The 18,199-nt window shown below is 72.6% G+C and carries 18 protein-coding genes; 3 read left to right on the top strand and 15 right to left on the bottom strand.

Annotated features, from left to right (window positions below):
* Positions 1-173: 173 nt before the first annotated feature.
* On the bottom strand, positions 174-2,303 hold the full coding sequence (locus ADL22_RS24525; protein WP_066983818.1) for an NAD-binding protein: 2,130 nt from the start codon (positions 2,301-2,303) through the stop codon (positions 174-176).
* Positions 2,304-2,622: 319 nt separating this feature from the next.
* On the opposite strand from ADL22_RS24525, the gene ADL22_RS24520 reads away from it, so the two are divergent.
* Both ADL22_RS24520 and ADL22_RS24515 read left to right on the top strand, forming a co-directional pair.
* Complete coding sequence (locus tag ADL22_RS24520) at positions 2,623-3,291, top strand: potassium channel family protein (protein WP_066983815.1); 669 nt, start codon at positions 2,623-2,625, stop codon at positions 3,289-3,291.
* Complete coding sequence (locus ADL22_RS24515) at positions 3,288-3,974, top strand: potassium channel family protein (protein ID WP_066983813.1); 687 nt, start codon at positions 3,288-3,290, stop codon at positions 3,972-3,974. The genes ADL22_RS24520 and ADL22_RS24515 overlap by 4 nt, the downstream gene beginning before the upstream one ends.
* Before the next feature lie 114 nt (positions 3,975-4,088).
* Here the strand turns inward: ADL22_RS24515 and ADL22_RS24510 are convergent, their stop codons facing one another.
* From ADL22_RS24510 to ADL22_RS24460, 11 genes are all read right to left on the bottom strand, one after another.
* Complete coding sequence (locus ADL22_RS24510) at positions 4,089-4,943, bottom strand: DUF3159 domain-containing protein (protein WP_066983810.1); 855 nt, start codon at positions 4,941-4,943, stop codon at positions 4,089-4,091.
* 3 nt (positions 4,944-4,946) lie between these two features.
* Positions 4,947-5,345 carry an OB-fold nucleic acid binding domain-containing protein gene (locus ADL22_RS24505; protein ID WP_199836367.1) on the bottom strand — a complete coding sequence of 133 codons (399 nt, stop codon included), beginning with the start codon at positions 5,343-5,345 and terminating at the stop codon, positions 4,947-4,949.
* Between the two features lie 67 nt (positions 5,346-5,412).
* Positions 5,413-6,096: a response regulator gene (locus ADL22_RS24500; protein WP_066983805.1), complete on the bottom strand. Its 684-nt coding sequence runs from the start codon at positions 6,094-6,096 to the stop codon at positions 5,413-5,415.
* A gap of 162 nt (positions 6,097-6,258) precedes the next feature.
* Positions 6,259-8,814, bottom strand: coding sequence for a sensor histidine kinase (locus ADL22_RS24495; protein ID WP_066983802.1), 2,556 nt, complete (start codon positions 8,812-8,814; stop codon positions 6,259-6,261).
* Between the two features lie 257 nt (positions 8,815-9,071).
* Positions 9,072-9,743, bottom strand: coding sequence for a potassium-transporting ATPase subunit KdpC (gene kdpC / locus ADL22_RS24490; RefSeq protein WP_066983799.1), 672 nt, complete (start codon positions 9,741-9,743; stop codon positions 9,072-9,074).
* On the bottom strand, positions 9,740-11,845 hold the full coding sequence (gene kdpB / locus ADL22_RS24485; RefSeq protein WP_066983883.1) for a potassium-transporting ATPase subunit KdpB: 2,106 nt from the start codon (positions 11,843-11,845) through the stop codon (positions 9,740-9,742). The genes kdpC and kdpB overlap by 4 nt, the downstream gene beginning before the upstream one ends.
* 32 nt (positions 11,846-11,877) lie before the next feature.
* Positions 11,878-13,587, bottom strand: coding sequence for a potassium-transporting ATPase subunit KdpA (kdpA, locus tag ADL22_RS24480; protein WP_066983796.1), 1,710 nt, complete (start codon positions 13,585-13,587; stop codon positions 11,878-11,880).
* A 1-nt stretch (position 13,588) separates the two neighbouring features.
* Positions 13,589-13,678 (bottom strand): K(+)-transporting ATPase subunit F, encoded by a 90-nt coding sequence (gene kdpF, locus ADL22_RS24475; RefSeq protein WP_066983792.1) that lies wholly within the window; start codon positions 13,676-13,678, stop codon positions 13,589-13,591.
* Positions 13,679-14,003: 325 nt separating this feature from the next.
* Positions 14,004-14,762 (bottom strand): DUF3710 domain-containing protein, encoded by a 759-nt coding sequence (locus tag ADL22_RS24470; protein ID WP_066983789.1) that lies wholly within the window; start codon positions 14,760-14,762, stop codon positions 14,004-14,006.
* Position 14,763: 1 nt separating this feature from the next.
* Positions 14,764-15,285, bottom strand: coding sequence for a dUTP diphosphatase (dut, locus tag ADL22_RS24465; protein ID WP_066983786.1), 522 nt, complete (start codon positions 15,283-15,285; stop codon positions 14,764-14,766).
* Positions 15,282-15,875: a PaaI family thioesterase gene (locus ADL22_RS24460; protein WP_066983782.1), complete on the bottom strand. Its 594-nt coding sequence runs from the start codon at positions 15,873-15,875 to the stop codon at positions 15,282-15,284. The genes dut and ADL22_RS24460 overlap by 4 nt, the downstream gene beginning before the upstream one ends.
* Positions 15,876-15,933: 58 nt before the next feature.
* Here ADL22_RS24460 and ADL22_RS24455 point away from each other — a divergent pair, with 58 nt between their 5' ends.
* Positions 15,934-16,377 carry a DUF3093 domain-containing protein gene (locus ADL22_RS24455; protein WP_066983779.1) on the top strand — a complete coding sequence of 148 codons (444 nt, stop codon included), beginning with the start codon at positions 15,934-15,936 and terminating at the stop codon, positions 16,375-16,377.
* Positions 16,378-16,394: 17 nt separating this feature from the next.
* On the opposite strand, the gene ADL22_RS24450 is transcribed toward ADL22_RS24455, so the two are convergent.
* The 3 genes from ADL22_RS24450 to ADL22_RS34175 form a co-directional block, all read right to left on the bottom strand.
* Positions 16,395-17,192: a hypothetical protein gene (locus tag ADL22_RS24450; RefSeq protein WP_420711596.1), complete on the bottom strand. Its 798-nt coding sequence runs from the start codon at positions 17,190-17,192 to the stop codon at positions 16,395-16,397.
* Positions 17,193-17,201: 9 nt separating this feature from the next.
* On the bottom strand, positions 17,202-17,504 hold the full coding sequence (locus tag ADL22_RS24445; RefSeq protein ID WP_016575747.1) for a DUF4193 domain-containing protein: 303 nt from the start codon (positions 17,502-17,504) through the stop codon (positions 17,202-17,204).
* Positions 17,505-18,057: 553 nt separating this feature from the next.
* The coding region (locus ADL22_RS34175) for an ATP-binding protein (protein ID WP_234430843.1) at positions 18,058-18,199 on the bottom strand (142 nt) is incomplete at its 5' end.

Genomic DNA, 18,199 nt, shown 5'->3' with positions numbered 1-18,199 from the left:
CGGGACGCACACAGGGAGGACGTCGTTCCGGGGAACCGCACCGGGCCGCACGCCGTGGCGGATCTCACGGCGGGCGGGCGTGTCGCGGGAGGAGGGGTGGGCAGGGCGCGCGGGGTGCGCGGGGGCACGGGGCGCGCCTTGGGGCGCGGGGCGTGCCCTGGGCGCGCGCCTTCTCACTCCGTGCGCCCGGCCGGGCGGGGGCGCCTCGTCAGCAGTTCACCCAGTCCCTCCCGGGTCGCGGCGAGCAGCACCACGTCGCGCGGCCGCAGTACGTAGCCGTCCGGCAGCTGGTGCGTCAACCGGGCCGGCGACGGATCGAGATCCCGCGACGGCCCGGGGACCGGCGACGGACGAGGGCCCGGCTGCGGCCCGTCCGGCCCGTCCGGCCCTGCGCCCGCGACCGCGCCCCCGCCCGCGTCCGTTGCGTCCGGTACGCCCGCCTTGACCGCCAGGACCCGCAGCCGGCCCGGCCGCAGCACCTCGCCGACCGTCCGCCCCTCCAGCGCCGCGTGGCCGCGCACCTCGACCCGGGCGACCAGCAGCACCCGCCGCTCCACCGGGATCGCCCCCAGGATCTCCCGGCCCATCATCGCCCCCGCGAAGGCCGGCGCCGCCAGGAACGACACACTGCGGCTGCGGGTCCGGGCACCGGGGTGGGCGGCCCGCAGCGTCCGGTAGACGGCGGTGGCGAAGCCGTCGTCGAAGAGCCGCAGCGTCACCCGCAGCCGCGGATTGACCGACCGGGCGTACAGCGCGGCCTCCAGATTGGTGGTGTCCTCGCTGGTCAGCGCCAGCAGCGTGCGCGCCCGGTCGGCCAGCGCCGCCTCCAGCACCCCTTCCTGGGTGACGTCGCCGACCACCGTCGGCACCCGCAGCCGGCGGGCCAGCGCCACCCCGCGCGCCTCCGGGTCCGCCTCGATGCACACCACCGGGATCCGCATCTCGTGCAGCCGCGCCAGCACCCGGGTGCCGATCTTCCCCAGGCCCAGCAGCACCACGTGCCCGGACAGCCCGCGCGGTGGCCGGCGGAGCGCCGACGCGCTGCGGAACGTCCCGAGCCCCTCGAACGCCGCCGCCACCAGCACCGGGAGCAGCAGCAGCCCCACCAGCCCGGACAACAACTGGAGCACCTTGCGCGGCAGCGGCTCGGACAGCGCCGGCTCGTTGATCGAGAACAGGTCCAGCAGCGTGAGGTACGCGGCGTGCACCGGCGGCACCCCGGACGTCAGGGACGCGGCGACCGCCAGCGCCAGCACCGCCCCGACGAAACCGGCCAGCGACCAGCGCAGCCGCCGGGAGAACAGCGACGCCAGCGGCGCGCCCCGGCCGCGCAGCCGCCCGGGCCGCTCCGTCCGGCCGGTGTAGGCGACGGTCTCCAGCACGATCCGGCCGCAGCCGGAGGCCGCCGCGGCGGCGGTGTCGTCCGGCAGCAGCACCGGGCCCTCGTCGCCGGGCGCGGCGTCCGGACCGCCGGGCGCGGGGCCACCGCCGTCCCCGGCCGGGCCGCGGCCCGCCGGCACGGCACCCGCCGACCCACCGCCCCCCGGCTCGCCGCCCCCCGGTTCGCCGCCCGCCGGTGACAGCAGCGCCAGGGTGCACAGCCGCCGCGCCCCGGCCGGCCCCGACTGCCCCGGCGCGCGCTCCACGGCGCGCAGCATCAGCCCGTCCGCCTCGATGACCTTGCTCGTACCGGCGACCGCGGTGGCGACCAGGGCCGGGGCGACGGTGTCCGCGTCGGAGAGCACGGTGGTGGAGGCGTCCGCCGCCGGTCCCGCCGAGCCGTCCGCGCCGCGGCCCGCGCCGACCGCCGCGGCCTGGTCGAGCAGTTCCTCCAGGTGCTGGCCCAGTTTGCGGTTGTAGAGCCGGATCACCAGCCGCAGCCGCGGATTGAGGCGGCGGGCGCGCAGCGCGGCGTGGATGTTGAGCTCGTCGTCATCGTGGACGAGCGCCAGCGCGCCGGCCTCCGCGATCCCGGCCGCGGTCAGCGCCGCGTCGTCGGCCTGCGCCGCCTCCAGAATGCGGACCGGCTCCGGCGGCGCCTCCTCGTCGCGCGCCGCCGGGCCGGCAGGCGTACCGGACGTACCGGACACACCAGGCGGGACGGGCGGCGCCGACCGCGCCACCGCCGCCGACACCCGGCCGAGCAGCGCGGTGGCCCGGCCCAGCCCGCGGGACGGCGCCGGGACGCGGGGCCGGTGCGGCTCCCGCGCGGAGGGGACGATCAGCGTCACCCGTTCGCGGTAGACGTCGCGCAGTTCGGCGGCGAGCCGGTGGGCCAGCGCATCATCCCCGCACACCACCATGTGCGGGGTCGAAGGGGCCTGTTGGGGCTGATGTGGCAGTTGGGGCACACCGCGTAGCGTGCCCTACCGGCGCGCCACCGCGCAGCCGGACGCCCCCTCCCCCGGCGCCCCGCGGCGTCCCGGGTCCCCCCGCGCCCCCTACCGGGCGCGCCATTGCGGCTACGGTTGTACCGGACCACAGTGCGGCCGGTGCTCCCGTCCGACGCACCCGGCCGCCGCCGTTGACGCAGTGGCTCCGTGTCCGGCCGTCGGAGAAGAAGGTAGTGAGCAGGGTGTTCGGTCAGATCAGCGCGCTAGTACAGGGCACGGGGTAATCAGCATGCACATCGTCATCATGGGGTGCGGCCGCGTGGGCTCCGCGCTCGCACAGACCCTGGAGGGCCAGGGCCACACCATCGCGGTGATCGACCAGGACCCGACCGCGTTCCGCCGCCTCGGCTCGGCCTTCGGCGGCCGCCGCGTCACCGGCGTCGGCTTCGACCAGGACACCCTCCGCGAGGCCGGCATCGAGGAGGCGGGCGCGTTCGCCGCGGTCTCCAGCGGTGACAACTCCAACATCATCGCCGCCCGGGTGGCCCGCGAGATGTTCGGCGTGGAGAACGTCGCGGCCCGGATCTACGACCCCCGCCGCGCCGAGGTCTACCAGCGCCTGGGCATCCCCACCGTCGCCACCGTCCGCTGGACCGCCGACCAGATGCTGCGCCGGCTGCTGCCGTCCGGCGCCGAGCCCCTGTGGCGCGACCCCAGCGGCGGCGTCCAGCTCGCCGAGGTGCACACCGCCAGCTCCTGGGTCGGCCACAAGATCAGCAAACTGCAGGAGGAGACCGGCGTCCGCGTCGCGTTCCTCACCCGCCTGGGGGAAGCGATGCTGCCCACCTCCCAGACGGTCCTCCAGGAAGGCGACCTGGTGCACGTGATGATGCGCACCGATGAGGTGGAAAAGGTCGAGGCGGCGTTCGCCCACGGTCCCGAGGAGGCAGGCGCATGAGGGTCGCCATTGCGGGCGCCGGAGCGGTCGGCCGCTCCATCGCCGGTGAACTGCTGGAGAACGGCCACGAGATCCTGCTGATCGACAAGGCCCCCACCGCCATCTCCGTCGAGCGGGTCCCGCTCGCCGAATGGCTGCTGGCGGACGCCTGCGAGATCACCTCGCTCGACGAGGCCGCCCTCCAGCGCTGCAACGTCGTAATCGCGGCGACCGGCGACGACAAGGTCAACCTCGTCGTCTCGCTGCTCGCCAAGACCGAGTACGGGGTGCCGCGGGTCGTCGCCCGGGTCAACAACCCCAAGAACGAGTGGCTGTTCAACGAAGCCTGGGGCGTCGACGTCGCGGTCTCCACCCCGCGGCTGATGTCCGCCCTCGTCGAGGAGGCGGTCAGCGTCGGCGACCTCGTCCGGCTGCTGCGCTTCAGCCACGGCGACGCCAACCTCGTCGAGCTCACCCTCCCCCCGGAGGCCGCGCTGGCCGGCACCCGGGTCGGCGACGTCGACTGGCCCGAGGACACCTCGCTGGTGACGATCATCCGCGGCACCCGCGTGCTGACCCCGAACAAGGACGACGCCCTGGAGGCGGGCGACGAGCTGCTGTTCGTCGCCGCGCAGTCCCGCGAGGAGCAGCTGGAGGACCTGCTGTCGGTCCGCCGCGACGACACCGGCACCACGGCCGGCTGACCCGCCGCGCCCGCGCCGGATAACGACGTGGCGTACGGCAGCACGGCGTACGCGCGAGGGCCCGGGAACCGCATCGGTTCCCGGGCCCTTTCCGTTCTTCTCGGCCTTTGTGACTCAGCGGCGGTGCCGCGGACCCCCGCGCGGCCGCTCGGCGACCGCCGCGTCCGCGACCGCGGCCTCAGCGCCCGCCGGCAGCCCCCGCTGCCGCTCGGCCTCCTCCGCCTTCTCGCGCTCCTCCATCTCCGCGAACACATCGATCGGCGCCGGCGCCTTCACCAGGAACAGCCACGTCAGATACACCGCCAGCAGGAACGGCGGAATCTTCAGCGCCACCAGCACCCAGCCCAGCTGCGTGGTGTCCGCCCACCAGTACAGCGGGAACAGCACCAGGCACTTGCCGAGCAGGATCAGCCCCCACGCCCAGCTGGCCTTCGCGTACGCCTTCTTGCGGCCGGGATTGCGCGTCCGCCAGGAGAGGTTCTCCTTGAAGACCGGGCCGAGGATCAGCCCGATCAGCGGCACCCCCGCCAGCGTCGTGACGATGTACGCCACCGCCAGGCCCAGGGTGTAGAGCATGCCGGGGAGGTAGAAGTCCTTGGCGTTGCCGGTCATCATCGCGAAGACGACGCCGAAGGCCACCCCGAACACCCCGCTGAAGGCGTGCTTGACGGTGTCCTTGCGCACCAGCCGCACCGCGCACAGCACCAGCGATACCGCCAGCGCCGCGATCGCCGAGACGTGCAGATCCTTGTTGACCGTGAAGATCGCGACGAACAGCAGGCCCGGCAGAACGGTCTCCACCATCCCGCGCACGCCGCCGAACGCCTCGAACAGCGCCGCCTCGGTCACCTCCCTGCCCCCGGCACCGGGCTCCGCGTCCGGGCCCTGCGGGGAGTCGGCCAGCCCGGCCGAGGAGGGCGGGCCGGCCGAAGCCCCGGGATCAGTGGTCGGTCGGTCGAACGACGTCACCGGCTACTCCTGTCCGAGCGGTCGCAGTTCATACTTGGGGTTGAACAGCACCCGGCGCCCGTGACTCAGCGAGACCCGGCCCGAGGCGATGAGCTTACGGCCCGGCTCGATCCCGACGATGGAACGGCGACCCAGCCACACCACGTCGAGCGCGGCGGAGCCGTCGAACAGCTCCGCCTCCAGCGCGGGCACACCGGCGCGCGGCCGCAGCGTGACATGCCGCAGGGTGCCGGAGACCTTCACTATCTGGCGGTCGTCGCAGTCGCATATCCGCGTGCACCCCGTCGCCTGCGCGTCCTCCTGGAGCTCGGCGGACTGCAGCTCCTCCTCGGAGGAGGACAGCCTGTCGAGCATCCGGCGGAAGCGGCCGGCCGGCTTCTCGGGTCGGGTCCCAGCACTCATAACCCCAGCGTACCGGTGCCCGCTGACACCACCCCGCGCCCCGCACCACCCCGCCCGGGGCCGTACGTCAGCCCTCGAAGCGGTACCCCATGCCCGGCTCGGTGATGAAATGCCGCGGATGCGACGGATCGCTCTCCAGCTTCCGCCGCAGCTGCGCCATGTAGACCCGCAGGTAGTTGGTCTCCGTCCCGTACGACGGCCCCCACACCTCCTGGAGCAGCTGCTTCTGGCTGACCAGCCGGCCCTGGTTGCGCACCAGCACCTCCAGGAGGTGCCACTCGGTGGGCGTCAGCCGGATGTCCCGGCCGCCGCGGTTGACCTTCTTCGCCGCCAGGTCCACCGTGAAGCCCGCGGTCTCCACGATCACCTCGTCGTCGGCGGGGCCGGTCGGTTCGGCCCGCCGCACCGCCGCCCGCAGCCGCGCCAGCAGCTCGTCCATCCCGAACGGCTTGGTGACGTAGTCGTCCGCGCCCGCGTCCAGCGCCTCGACCTTCTCGTCCGAGGTCTGCCGGGCGGACAGCACCAGGATCGGCACCCGGGACCAGCCGCGCAGGCCCTTGATGACCTCCACCCCGTCCATATCGGGCAGCCCCAGGTCCAGGACCACCACATCGGGGTGCCGGGCCGCGGCGAGCTTCAGGGCGGTCGCCCCGTCCGGGGCGGCGTCCACCTCGTACTTCCGTGCCTTCAGGTTGATCACAAGAGCGCGCACGATCTGCGGCTCGTCATCGACCACAAGCACCCGGTTCACTGGCCTTCTCCTCGCGGTGTCGGTCGCCGGCGGACACACCCGCCGGCCAAGTCATGCGTACGGCCGGGACCGCCCGGCCGCCTTCGGGGCCCGCTCCCGGGGCGCCCGGCGAGGGACCGCCGTCCCCGGGGACCGGCCCCGGACCGGCCCGCGTGCCCGGGCTCATGTCGTCGCCTGCGCCGGGAGGTCCGGCCGCACCGGCGCCACCCCCGGCGCGGCCGGCAGCGTCAGCACCATCGTCATCCCGCCGCCCGGGGTGTCCTCGGCCGCCAGCGTCCCGCCGATCGCCTCCGCGAACCCGCGCGCCACGGCCAGCCCCAGCCCCACCCCGGCGCCCCGGGGAACGTCCCCGTACCGCTGGAACGGCTCGAAGATCCGGTCCTTGGCGCTGTCCGGCACCCCCGGCCCCCGGTCCGCGATCCGCAGTTCGACCCGGTCGCCCAGCGCGCTCGCCGCCACCAGGACCGGCTCGCCCTCCGGGCTGTACTTCACGGCGTTCTCCACCAGATTGGCCACCGACCGCTCCAGCAGCCCCGGATCCACCGCGACCATCGGCAGCTCCTCCGGGATGTCCAGCGTCACGCTGCCCTCCGGGACGCCGCCCAGCGCCATCGGCACCACCTCGTCCAGGTCGATCTCCCGGATCAGCGGCGTCACCGTCCCGGTCTGCAGCCGCGACATGTCCAGCAGATTGCCCACCAGGTGGTCGAGCCGGTCCGCGCCCGCCTCGATGCCCGCCAGCAGTTCCGCCTCGTCCTCCTCCGACCACGCCACGTCGTCGGAGCGCAGCGAGGTCACCGACGCCTTGATGCTCGCCAGCGGCGTCCGCAGGTCGTGGCTGACCGCGGCCAGCAGCGCCGTGCGGATGCGGTTGCCCTCCGCCAGCTCCCGGGCCCGCTCGGCCTCCCCCACCAGCCGCTGCCGGTCCAGCACCACCGCGGCCTGCGCGGCGAACGCCGCCAGCACCCGGCGGTCCTCCGCCGGAAGCACCCGGCCGGTCAGCGCCAGCGCCATGTGGTCGCCCACCGGCATGTCCACGTCGGCGTCCTCCGGGCGCGCCAGCGGCGGCGTCCCGGCACCGCCGCCGGCCCGGCCCGCGCACGTCCACGGCTCCACCTCGCTGCCGCGCTCCAGCAGCGCCACGGTGTCCATCCCGAACGTCTCCCGGACCCGCTCCAGCAGCGCGTCCAGCGTCGTCTCCCCCCGCAGGACGCTGCCCGCCAGGAAGGAAAGGATCTCCGACTCGGCCCGCAGCCGCGCCGCCTGGTGCGTCCGCCGCGCCGCCAGGTCCACCACCGACGCCACCGACACCGCCACCGCGAAGAAGATCGCGATCGCCACGATGTTCTGCGGGTCGCTGATCGTCAGCGTGTGCGTCGGCGGGGTGAAGTAGAAATTCAGCAGCAGCGAACCGACCGCCGCCGACGCCAGCGCCGGCAGCTGCCCGCCGAGCAGCGCCGCCACCACCGTCAGGAACAGGAACAGCAGCACGTCGTTGGCCAGCCCCGGACCGTTCGAGAGCCGCGCCAGCAGCAGCGACAGCAGCACCGGACCGCCCACCCCGACCAGCCAGCCCGCGACGATCCGCGCCCGGCCCAGCCGCGCCCCCCGCGCCACCGGCAGCCCCCGCCCCTTCGCCACCTCGTCGTGCGTGACGATGTGGACATCGAGATCCGGCCCGGAATCCCGGGCCACCGTCGCCCCCACCCCGGGGCCGAAGACGTACTGCCAGGTCTTGCGGCGGCTGGAGCCCAGCACGATCTGGGTGGCGTTCACCCCCCGCGCGAACTCCAGCAGCGCGCTCGGTATGTCGTCGCCGATCACATGGTGAAACGTCCCGCCTAGGTCCTCGACGAGCTTCCGCTGCACCGCCAGCTCCTTCGGCGACGCCGACGTCAGCCCGTCGCTGCGCGCGATGTAGACGGCCAGCACCTCGCTGCCCGACCCCTTCGCCGCCATCCGCGCCGCCCGCCGGATCAGCGTCCGCCCCTCCGGGCCGCCGGTCAGCCCGACCACGATCCGCTCCCGGGCCTGCCAGGTCGAACGGATCGAATGCTCCGCGCGGTACTCCTGGAGGTACTCGTCCACCCGGTCCGCCACCCACAGCAGCGCCAGCTCCCGCAGCGCGGTGAGATTGCCCGGCCGGAAGTAGTTCGACAGCGCGGCGTCGACCTTGTCCGGCTGGTAGATGTTCCCGTGCGCCATCCGCCGCCGGATCGCCTGCGGCGACATGTCGACAAGCTCGATCTGGTCGGCCCGCCGGACCATCTCGTCCGGCACCGTCTCCTGCTGCCGCACGCCCGTTATCGACTCGACGACATCGCCGAGCGACTCCAGATGCTGGATGTTCACCGTCGAGATCACCGTGATCCCGGCCTCCAGCAGCTCCTCCACGTCCTGCCAGCGCTTGGCGTTCCGGGAGCCCGGCACATTGGTGTGCGCCAACTCGTCCACCAGCGCCACCGCGGGCTTCCGCGCCAGCACCGCGTCGATGTCCATCTCGGTGAACGCCGAACCGCGGTAGGCGAGCTCCCGCCGCCGCACCTGCTCCAGCCCGTGCAGCATCACTTCCGTACGGGGCCGGCCGTGGTGCTCGACGAACGCCACCACGACGTCCGTGCCGCGCTCCGCGCGCCGGTGCGCCTCCGACAGCATCGCGTACGTCTTGCCGACGCCCGGTGCCGCGCCGAGGTATATCCGAAGCTTGCCGCGTGCCATGGCCCCATTGTCTTACGTGAAGGCCGCCCCCACCGGGCTGGACCTGATGCGACCCTACCGACCCCGGACCGGAAAAAACGCCCAGGTAGCGGCTTCCCAGCCGGTCTTGACGCGACTCTGATACGGGGGCGGAGGTGGGGCTGATCGGGGGGTGCGGCCCTCTCTTCCTGCCCCCTCCCGGCGGCCCCAACGGGCAAGGGGACGGCCCCGGGAAGCAGGTCCCGGGGCCGTCCCCTGGTGTCTTGGCCGATCGGGGATCAGCGGCGGTTTCCGGCCAGGTCGCGGAGCGCCACGTTGAGTTCGAGGACGTTCACCCGGGGCTCGCCGAGGAAGCCGAGCTGGCGGCCCTGGATGTGGTCCTCCACGAGGCGGCGGACCGTGCCGGCGGGGAGGTGGTTCTCCTTGGCTACGCGGTCGGCCTGGAGGAGGGCGTAGGCGGGTGAGATGTCGGGGTCGAGGCCGGAGCCGGAGGAGGTGACGGCGTCGGCGGGGACCTGGGACTCCGGGACACCGTAGGTGGTGGCGACCCAGTGCTTGCGTTCCTTGACGGCGTTGACGAGGTCGGTGTTGGTGGCGCCCTGGTTGGAGGCGCCGGAGACCTGGAGGTCGTACCGCGTATTGACGCCGCTCGCGCGGTTGCTGCCGAGTCCGGCGGACGGGCGGGGCTGGAAGTAGCGCAGGTCGGGGATCGGGTTGCCCTTCTTGTCGGTGCCCTTGTCGTAGCGCTGGCCGAGGAGGGCGGAGCCGACGGTCCTGCCGTGGGAGGTGACCTCGGAGCCGTTGGCCTTGCCGGGGAAGGCGGCCTGGGCCACCCCGGTGACCACCAGGGGGTAGACGACCCCGCAGACCGCGGTCAGGACGAGCAGGGCGCGCAGGCCCGCGGTCAGCAACCGGGCGGTGTTGCGTACGGAGTTGTTCATGGCGGTCATCCGATTCCGGGGATGAGGGAGATGAGCAGGTCGATGAGTTTGATGCCGATGAACGGGGCGATCAGGCCGCCGAGTCCGTAGACGGCGAGGTTGCGGCGGAGCATCTTGTCGGCGCTGACCGGCCGGTAGCGGACGCCCTTCAGGGCGAGCGGTACGAGGGCGACGATGATCAGCGCGTTGAAGATGATCGCGGACAGGATGGCGGTCTGCGAGCTGTGCAGCCGCATGATGTTGAGGGTGTCCAGGCCCGGATAGGCGACGGCGAACATCGCGGGGATGATCGCGAAGTACTTGGCGACGTCGTTGGCGATGGAGAAGGTCGTCAGGGCGCCCCGGGTGATGAGGAGTTGCTTGCCGATCTCGACGATCTCGATGAGCTTGGTCGGGTTCGAGTCGAGGTCGACCATGTTGCCGGCTTCCTTGGCGGCCGACGTACCGGTGTTCATCGCCACGCCGACGTCCGCCTGGGCCAGCGCCGGGGCGTCGTTGGTGCCGTCGCCGGTCATGGCGACGAGTTTGCCGCCGGCCTGTTCGCGTTTGATGAGGGCCATCTTGTCCTCGGGGGTGGCCTCGGCGAGGAAGTCGTCGACGCCGGCCTCCTCGGCGATGGCCTTGGCCGTCAGCGGGTTGTCGCCCGTGATCATGACGGTTTTGATGCCCATCCGGCGGAGTTCCTCGAAGCGTTCGCGCATCCCGTCCTTGACGACGTCCTTGAGGTGGATGACGCCGAGGACGCGCGGGCCGCTCTCGTCCTCCAGGGCGACGAGGAGGGGGGTGCCGCCGGCCTGGGAGATGGTGTCGGCGAGTGCGCGGGCGTCGTCGGTGACCTGGCCGCCGCGTTCGCGGACCCAGGCGAGGACGGAGCCGGTGGCGCCCTTGCGGATCTTGCGGCCGTCGATGTCGACACCGGACATCCGGGTCTGCGCGGTGAACGGGATCCACTCGGCGCCCGTCAACGTCTCGCCCGTGAACTCACCCTCGCGCAACCGGTAGGTGTCACGCGCGAGTTCGACGACGGAGCGGCCTTCGGGGGTCTCGTCGGCGAGTGAGGAGAGCTGGGCGGCGTCGGCGAGTTCCTCCTCGGTGGCACCGGGGACGGGGACGAACGCGGCGGCGCGGCGGTTGCCGTAGGTGATGGTGCCGGTCTTGTCGAGCAGCAATGTCGATACATCGCCTGCCGCTTCGACGGCGCGTCCGGACATGGCGAGGACATTGCGCTGCACCAGGCGGTCCATGCCGGCGATACCGATGGCCGACAGGAGGGCGCCGATGGTGGTCGGGATGAGGCAGACCAGCAGGGCGAGCAGCACGATCATCGGCTGCTCGGCGCCGGCGTAGACGGCGAACGGCTGGAGGGTGACGACGGCGAGCAGGAAGACGATGGTGAGGGACGCGAGGAGGATGTTCAGCGCGATCTCGTTGGGCGTCTTCTGGCGGGCGGCGCCTTCGACCAGGTTGATCATGCGGTCGATGAAGGTCTCGCCGGGCTTCGCGGTGATCTTGATGACGATGCGGTCGGAGAGGACCTTGGTGCCGCCGGTGACGGCGCAGCGGTCGCCGCCCGATTCGCGGATGACGGGCGCGGATTCGCCGGTGATGGCGGACTCGTCCACGGAGGCGACGCCTTCGACGACATCGCCGTCGCCGGGGATGATGTCGCCGGCCTCGCAGACGACGAGGTCGCCGACGCGGAGCGCGGTGCCGGGGACGTGTTCCTCGCCGGGGCCGGTCAGGCGGCGGGCGACGGTGTCGGTCTTGGCCTTGCGGAGGGTGTCGGCCTGCGCCTTGCCGCGGCCTTCGGCGACGGCCTCGGCGAGGTTGGCGAAGATGACGGTGAGCCAGAGCCAGCCGGCGATGGCCCAGCCGAACCAGTCGGTGGGCGCGGCGCAGGCGAACACCGTCGTGAGCACGGACCCGACCTCGACCACGAACATGACGGGGGAAGTGATCATCACCCGCGGGTCGAGTTTGCGCAGCGCGTCCGGCAGCGAGGTGAGCAGTTGCCGGGGGTCGAAGAACCCGCCGCCGACGCGGCCGCCGGCGGGCTGCCCCGCGCCGGTGGCGTCCTGTTCGGTGGTGCGGGTCGGGGTCGCGGTGGACATGGAGCCGGGCTCCTCCGGTTTGACGGGGGCGGTCATGACAGTCCCTCCGCGAGCGGCCCGAGGGCGAGCGCGGGGAAGTACGTCAGACCGGTGATGATCAGGATGGTGCCGACCAGGAGCCCGGCGAACAGCGGCTTCTCGGTGCGGAGCGTGCCGGCGGTTTCCGGGACGGGGTGCTGTTCGGCGAGGGAGCCGGCGAGGGCGAGCACGAACACCATGGGCAGGAAGCGGCCGAGGAGCATGGCGAGGCCGATGGTGGTGTTGAACCACGGGGTGTTGGCGTTGAGGCCGGCGAAAGCGGAACCGTTGTTGTTGGCGCCGGAGGTGTAGGCGTAGAGGACTTCGGAGAAGCCGTGCGGTCCGGCGCCGAGGGCCTTGGTGTTGAGCATCGAGCCGAGGGCGTCCGGGAGGACCATCGAGGCGGCGGTGAAGCCGAGGACGAGGGTGGGGGTGATGAGGATGTAGCAGGCGGCGAGTTTGATTTCGCGGGTGCCGATCTTCTTCCCGAGGTATTCGGGGGTGCGGCCGACCATGAGGCCGGCGATGAAGACCGCGATGACGGCCATGACGAGCATGCCGTAGAGGCCGGAGCCGACTCCGCCGGGCGCGATTTCGCCGAGCATCATGCCCAGGAGCTGAAGACCGCCGCCGAATGCGGTGAAGGAGGAGTGGAACGAGTCGACGGCTCCGGTGGAGGTGAGGGTGGTCGCGACCGAGAAGATCGCCGAGGCGCCGACGCCGAAGCGGGTTTCCTTGCCTTCCATGGCGGCGCCGGCGGCTTGCAGCGCGGGTCCGCCGTGGGCGAATTCGGTCCACATCATCAGGGCGGTGAAGCCGAGCCAGATGACGCCCATGGTGGCGAGGACGGCGTAGCCCTGTTTCACGTTTCCGACGAGCTTGCCGAAGGTGCGGGTGAGCGAGAAGGGGATGACGAGGATCAGGAAGATTTCGAAGAGGTTGGTGAAGGGGGTGGGGTTTTCGAAGGGGTGGGCGGAGTTGGCGTTGAAGTAGCCGCCGCCGTTGGTGCCGAGTTCCTTGATGACTTCCTGGGAGGCGACGGCGCCGCCGTTGGTCTGCCGCAACCCGCCGGTGAACTGGCCGAGTTCATGGATACCGGCGAAGTTCTGGACGGCGCCGCAGGCGACGAGGACCAGCGCGCCGATGACGGCGAGGGGGACCAGGACGCGGAGGGTGCCGCGGACGAGGTCGGCCCAGAAGTTGCCGAGTTCGCCGGTGCGGGCGCCGGCGAAGCCGCGGACGAGGGCGATGGCGACGGCCATGCCGGTGGCGGCGGAGACGAAGTTCTGCACGGCCAGACCGGCGGTCTGGACGAGGTGCCCCATGGCCTGTTCGCCGCTGTAGGACTGCCAGTTGGTGTTGGCGACGAACGACGCGGCGGTGTTGAACGCCTGGTCGGGGCTGATCGAGGCGAACCCGAGCGAGAGCGGCAGATGCCCCTGGAGGCGCTGGAGCGCGTAGAGCAGGAGCACGCCCGCGAGCGAGAAGGCGAGGACGCCGCGGAGGTAGGCGGGCCAGCGCATCCGCGTATCGGCGTCGGCGCCTATGCAGCGGTAGATGAGCTTCTCCGCGCGCAGATGGCGCGGGGAGCTGTAGACGGCGGCCAGGTAGTCGCCGAGGGGTCGGTACGCCAGGGCGAGCGCCGCGATGAGCGCGGTGAGCTGGAGTACGCCCGCGAGAACGGGGCCGACGGGGCCGGCCGCCGCGGCAGCAGCTGTCGGCACCTCAGAACCTCTCCGGGAAGACGAGGGCGAGGACGAGGTAGCCGAGGAGGGCGACGGCCACGACGAGGCCGACGATGTTCTCGGTGGTCACAGCTTCGTCACCCCCTTGGCGACGAGAGCCACCAGCGCGAAGACCGCGAGGGTGGCGACGACGAAGGCCGCGTCGGCCATCGGTGCTCCTATGGGCGTACGGATGCAAGGACCCCTAGAGCAAACCGTCGTTCGTCCGCCGCTTGACCGCTGTTGACGCCTCCCTTACGGCCATTAGCGCTCTGTTGACGGTTTTCTTACGCCTTCCGGCCTGACCTGCGCAAACGCCGAGGGGCCGTACCCCCTTCATGGGAGTACGGCCCCTTCGACCGTCACGATCGAGCCGTCGCGGCGGGTAGCGCCGCGGCGTGCGGTGGCGCGCCGGGTCAGCGGATCTCGGTGATCTCCGGTCCGCGTTCCAGGCGGTCCACCCCGCCGCCGAAGCGGGACCCGCCGGCCTCTTCCTGCTGGACCCCGTCCGGCACCATCTGGGCGTCGTCGGGGAGCTTGAGGACGATCGGGTCGCGCGGCGCCATCGGGCCTTCACCGCGGACGACGACGGTGTCCCGGAAGATGTGCTCCAGGACGCCGGCCGCCTGCGGCTGCACCGCGCCCTGCCCGGAGATCACCCCGCGCAGGAACCACCGGGGGCCGTCCACGCCGACGAACCGCACGACCTGCACGCCGTTGGTGCCGTCGGGCAGCTGGACGGGGACCTGCGCGCGCAGCTCCCAGCCCAGGGGGCCCTCGACCTCGTCGACGACGCCGCCCTGCTGGGTGATGCCGGCGCCGATCTCCTCGCGGACCTCGCCCCAGATGCCCTCGTTCCTGGGGGCGGCGAACGCCTGGAGCTGCACCGCGCTGTCCTGGAGGACGACCGTGGCGGCGACGATGGCGTCGCCGGCGACCTCGACGCGCAGCTCCATGCCCTCGACACCGGGCACGAACAGGCCGCCGAGGTCGACCCGGCCCTGGCCGGGCTCCTTCACCTCGGAGGCGTCCCAGGGACCGTCCGGGCGCGGCGCGGGCGGAAGATTGAGCCGCGCTTGCGTCGCGTCGTCCTCGCCGTCCGCCGTCTCGTCGGGGACCGCGGTGTCCTCGGCCGGCTCCAGGGGAGCCTCGTTCTTCTTGCGACGTCCGAACACGTCACTGTCCTTCCCGGTCGCCACCGACCGATGCGTATTCATTCCCGCCCGTGGAGCCGCCCACCGCCGCATGACCGCCGGTGGATCCGAATCCCCCCTCGGCCCGCGCCGAGCCGGGAAGTTCCGCCACCTCGTGGAAGCGCACCTTCTCGACCTGCTGGACGACCAATTGGGCAATCCGGTCGTACTTCTCGAACCGCACGCTCTGCCGCGGGTCCAGATTGACCACGATCACCTTGATCTCTCCACGGTACCCGGCATCGACCGTCCCGGGGGCATTCACCAGCGCCACTCCGCACCGGGCCGCCAGCCCGGAGCGGGGGTGGACGAACGCGGCGTAGCCGTCGGGCAGCGCGATGGCGATACCGGTGGCCAGGACGGCGCGCTCCCCGGGGGCGAGGTCGGCGGCCTCGGTGGTCACCAGGTCGACGCCGGCGTCGCCGGGATGCGCGGCGGCCGGAACGGGAACGTCCGGGTCCAGGCGGCGCAGCAGCACGTCGACCGGATTCCGTAGCTGACTCACGGGTTCACCTCGAAGGCACGTACGCGCTTGACCTGGTCCGGGTCGGCCATCGCCGCCCGGATCTCCTCGGTCCTTCCGTTGTCGATGAAGTGGTCGACCTTGACCTCGATGAAGACGGCCTGGGCGCGCACCGCGACCGGGCCGTCCGGGCCGCCTATCCGGCCTTCCGCGGCCGAGTAGATCTTGCGGCCGTGCACGGCGGTGACGCGGGCGCGCAGGTGCAGGACGGTGCCCAGCGGTACGGGCGCGAGGAAGTCGGTCTCCAGCCGCCCGGTCACGGCGATCGTCCGCAGCAGCCAGTTCAGCGAGCCGAGCGTCTCGTCCAGCGCGGTGGCCAGCACGCCGCCGTGGGCCAGCCCGGGGGCGCCCTGGTGGGCCTCCTGGACGGTGAATTCGGCGGTCACGCTGACGCCGTCGCCGGCCCGGGCCTCCAGGTGCAGTCCGTGCGGCTGGCCGGTGCCGCAGCCGAAGCACCCGTCGTAGTGCGCGCCGAGGAGTTCGCCGGGGGCCGGCGCGTCCGGGTGCCGGACCGGGGCGGTGGCGTCCTCGGGGGGTGTCAGCCGCGTCCTGGGTTGGTCAGTTCCACTCACGAGTGCAGACCCTACCCGCGCGCGTAGGGGCCGGGCGCCGCCGTGCCAAGCTGGAGCCATGCAGTCGTACGAAGAACGTCTCACCGCGCCCCGTTCCTGGTGGGTGATCGCCGCGCTGGTCGGTATCGCCTGCGCCCTGATGCTGCTGCCCCTGGGGACGCTGCCCATGCTCGGCGGGCTGATCGGCGGCGCGGCGCTGTCCGCGGTGGCGGTGAGCGCGTACGGGTCGGCGCGGATCCGGGTGGTGGGCGGCGCGCTGGTCGCCGGGGACGCGCGGATCCCGGTGTCGGCGCTGGGCGAGGCCCGGGCGCTGGACGCGGCGGAGGCGCTGGCCTGGCGGACGCACAAGGCCGACGCGCGGGCGTTCATGCTGCTGCGGAGCTATGTGCCGACGGCGGTGCGGGTGGAGATCACCGATCCCGAGGACCCGACGCCGTACGCGTATCTCTCGACGCGGGAGCCGGAGCGGCTGGTGGCGGCGCTGGCGGCGGCCCGCGGCTGAGGCCCCGCAAGGGGGCGCTACGGCAGGGCGTCCCAGGGGATCTGGCGGCGGCGGAGGTCCGCGCGGATCTTCTCGGCGAGCTTGCGGGTGTCGCGGCGGTTGAGGAACGCGCCGACCGCGGCGCCGACCAGGAACGGCGCGAGGTTGGGCAGCGTACGCAGGGTGCGCTTCATGACCTGCTGGCGCAGTTCCCGGCGCACCGGGCCGCCGAGGGCGACGCCGAGTGAGGCGGGGGCGGCGAGGTCGATACCGCGCTCCTGCGCCCAGGAGGTGAGGTAGGCGGTGGCGCGCCGGGTGGCGTTGCCGGGGGGCCGCAGGCCGTAGACCTCGTGGAGCTCGGCGATCAGCTTGATCTCCAGGGAGGCGACGCCGGCGACCTCGGCGGCCAGCTCGGCGGGCATGGCCGGGGGCACCGGCAGCATGGCGGCCGCGCCCACGCCCGCGCCGACGGTGGCGGTGCCCGCGCAGGCGCCCGCCACGAGCTTGTCGGCCAGTTCCTCGGGGGTCAGGCCGGGGAACTGCGCGCGCAGGGTGGCGAGGTCGCGGACCGGGATCCTGGGGGCGGTGGCGATGATCCGGTCGGTGATCGCGCCGAGCGCGGACCGCATGCCGTCGCGGCCCTTCCTGGCACCGCGGGCGGCCGCGTCCGCGAGCGAGGCCGGGCGGGCCCGCGCCCGCAGGCCACCGGTCGTCCGTTCCTCGGGGAGGGCGGTGGGGTCGGCGGGCACGGGCGCGGATTCCTCGCGTGGTCGTGCGCCGGCCGCCGGACCGCTGCCGCCCTTGCGGCCCTTTCGGAACGGGTTCACGCCTGGCACGGCGTCCGGTCAGGCCGCGCAGTCGCGGCAGATCGGGTTGCCGTTCTTGTCCTCGGCGGCCAGCTGGCTGCGGTGGTGCACCAGGAAGCAGCTCATGCAGGTGAACTCGTCCTGCTGCTTGGGCAGCACGCGGACGGCGAGTTCTTCGTTGGACAGGTCGGCGCCGGGGAGTTCCAGGCCCTCGGCCTGCTCGAACTCGTCGACGTCGACGGCCGAGGCGGACTTGTCGTTCCGCCGCGACTTCAGTTCCTCGATGCTGTCCTCGTTGAGGTCGTCATCGGTCTTGCGTGGAGTGTCGTAATCCGTAGCCATTTCGCTCTCCCCCTCTGGGTGTCTGCGGTGTCTCAGCGCTCGTAACGCGTGAGAGGCCGGACTTGTGCCCGACCTGAGGCGGAGATTTTGCCTCACATCAAGGTCTGTTACTCAATCGACACCCAACCGCACCCCTGAAGAGGTGATCGGTTTGGATGGCGATCAGGACCGTACACGGTCCGGAAGTCGCACTTCGCGCAGCCCATCACGTGTACTTCCCGTGATCAGAGCCCCGTGAAACCCGGATTTTCCCGGCTTTCCACCGGGTATTCCGATCACGGAGCGTAGATGGCCGGAAAGGGTTCTCTGTGAGAGATCACACACGGTCGGGACGGCGGGCGGACCCGTCGAATTCCGCGCAAAGCGAACTCCGGCGAAGGATCCCCGGAGAGCCCCCTTCCCGTCAAACCGAATGCCGGACGCCTCCCGGGCGCGGCCGGGACGGAATCCGGCGTACGGCCGCGGGAGGGGCGCCGCACCCGCCGGCGAGCCGGAATTCCGGCCTCCGGCGGACGGGCCCTCCAACGGCCGCACAGGGCCCCTGCGGCCGGTGTCAGAGCGGCAGGACGACGCGCATGTCCAGGCCGCCGCCTTCGCGGGGGACGGCGGTGATGGTGCCGTCGTGGGCGCGGACGACGGAGCGGACGATGGACAGGCCCAGGCCGACGCCCTTGTCGCTGCCGGTCCGCTCGGTG

Origin of the sequence: Streptomyces sp. NRRL F-4489, assembly GCF_001509485.1 — a bacterium.
In the GTDB taxonomy this organism is placed as follows: domain Bacteria; phylum Actinomycetota; class Actinomycetes; order Streptomycetales; family Streptomycetaceae; genus Streptomyces.
The sequence above is the reverse complement of the archived record's forward strand: the minus strand, read 5'-3'. Positions and strand labels throughout refer to the sequence as shown.

Excerpts from the sequence above, each read along its gene's own strand:
- ADL22_RS24525 (WP_066983818.1), bottom strand. The coding sequence starts at position 2,303 with ATGGTGGTGTGCGGGGATGATGCGCTGGCCCACCGGCTCGCCGCCGAA.
- ADL22_RS24520 (WP_066983815.1), top strand. The coding sequence starts at position 2,623 with ATGCACATCGTCATCATGGGGTGCGGCCGCGTGGGCTCCGCGCTCGCA.
- ADL22_RS24515 (WP_066983813.1), top strand. The coding sequence starts at position 3,288 with ATGAGGGTCGCCATTGCGGGCGCCGGAGCGGTCGGCCGCTCCATCGCC.
- ADL22_RS24505 (WP_199836367.1), bottom strand. The coding sequence starts at position 5,345 with ATGAGTGCTGGGACCCGACCCGAGAAGCCGGCCGGCCGCTTCCGCCGG.
- ADL22_RS24495 (WP_066983802.1), bottom strand. The coding sequence starts at position 8,814 with ATGGCACGCGGCAAGCTTCGGATATACCTCGGCGCGGCACCGGGCGTC.
- kdpC (WP_066983799.1), bottom strand. The coding sequence starts at position 9,743 with ATGACCGCCATGAACAACTCCGTACGCAACACCGCCCGGTTGCTGACC.
- kdpB (WP_066983883.1), bottom strand. The coding sequence starts at position 11,845 with ATGTCCACCGCGACCCCGACCCGCACCACCGAACAGGACGCCACCGGC.
- ADL22_RS24455 (WP_066983779.1), top strand. The coding sequence starts at position 15,934 with ATGCAGTCGTACGAAGAACGTCTCACCGCGCCCCGTTCCTGGTGGGTG.
- ADL22_RS24445 (WP_016575747.1), bottom strand. The coding sequence starts at position 17,504 with ATGGCTACGGATTACGACACTCCACGCAAGACCGATGACGACCTCAAC.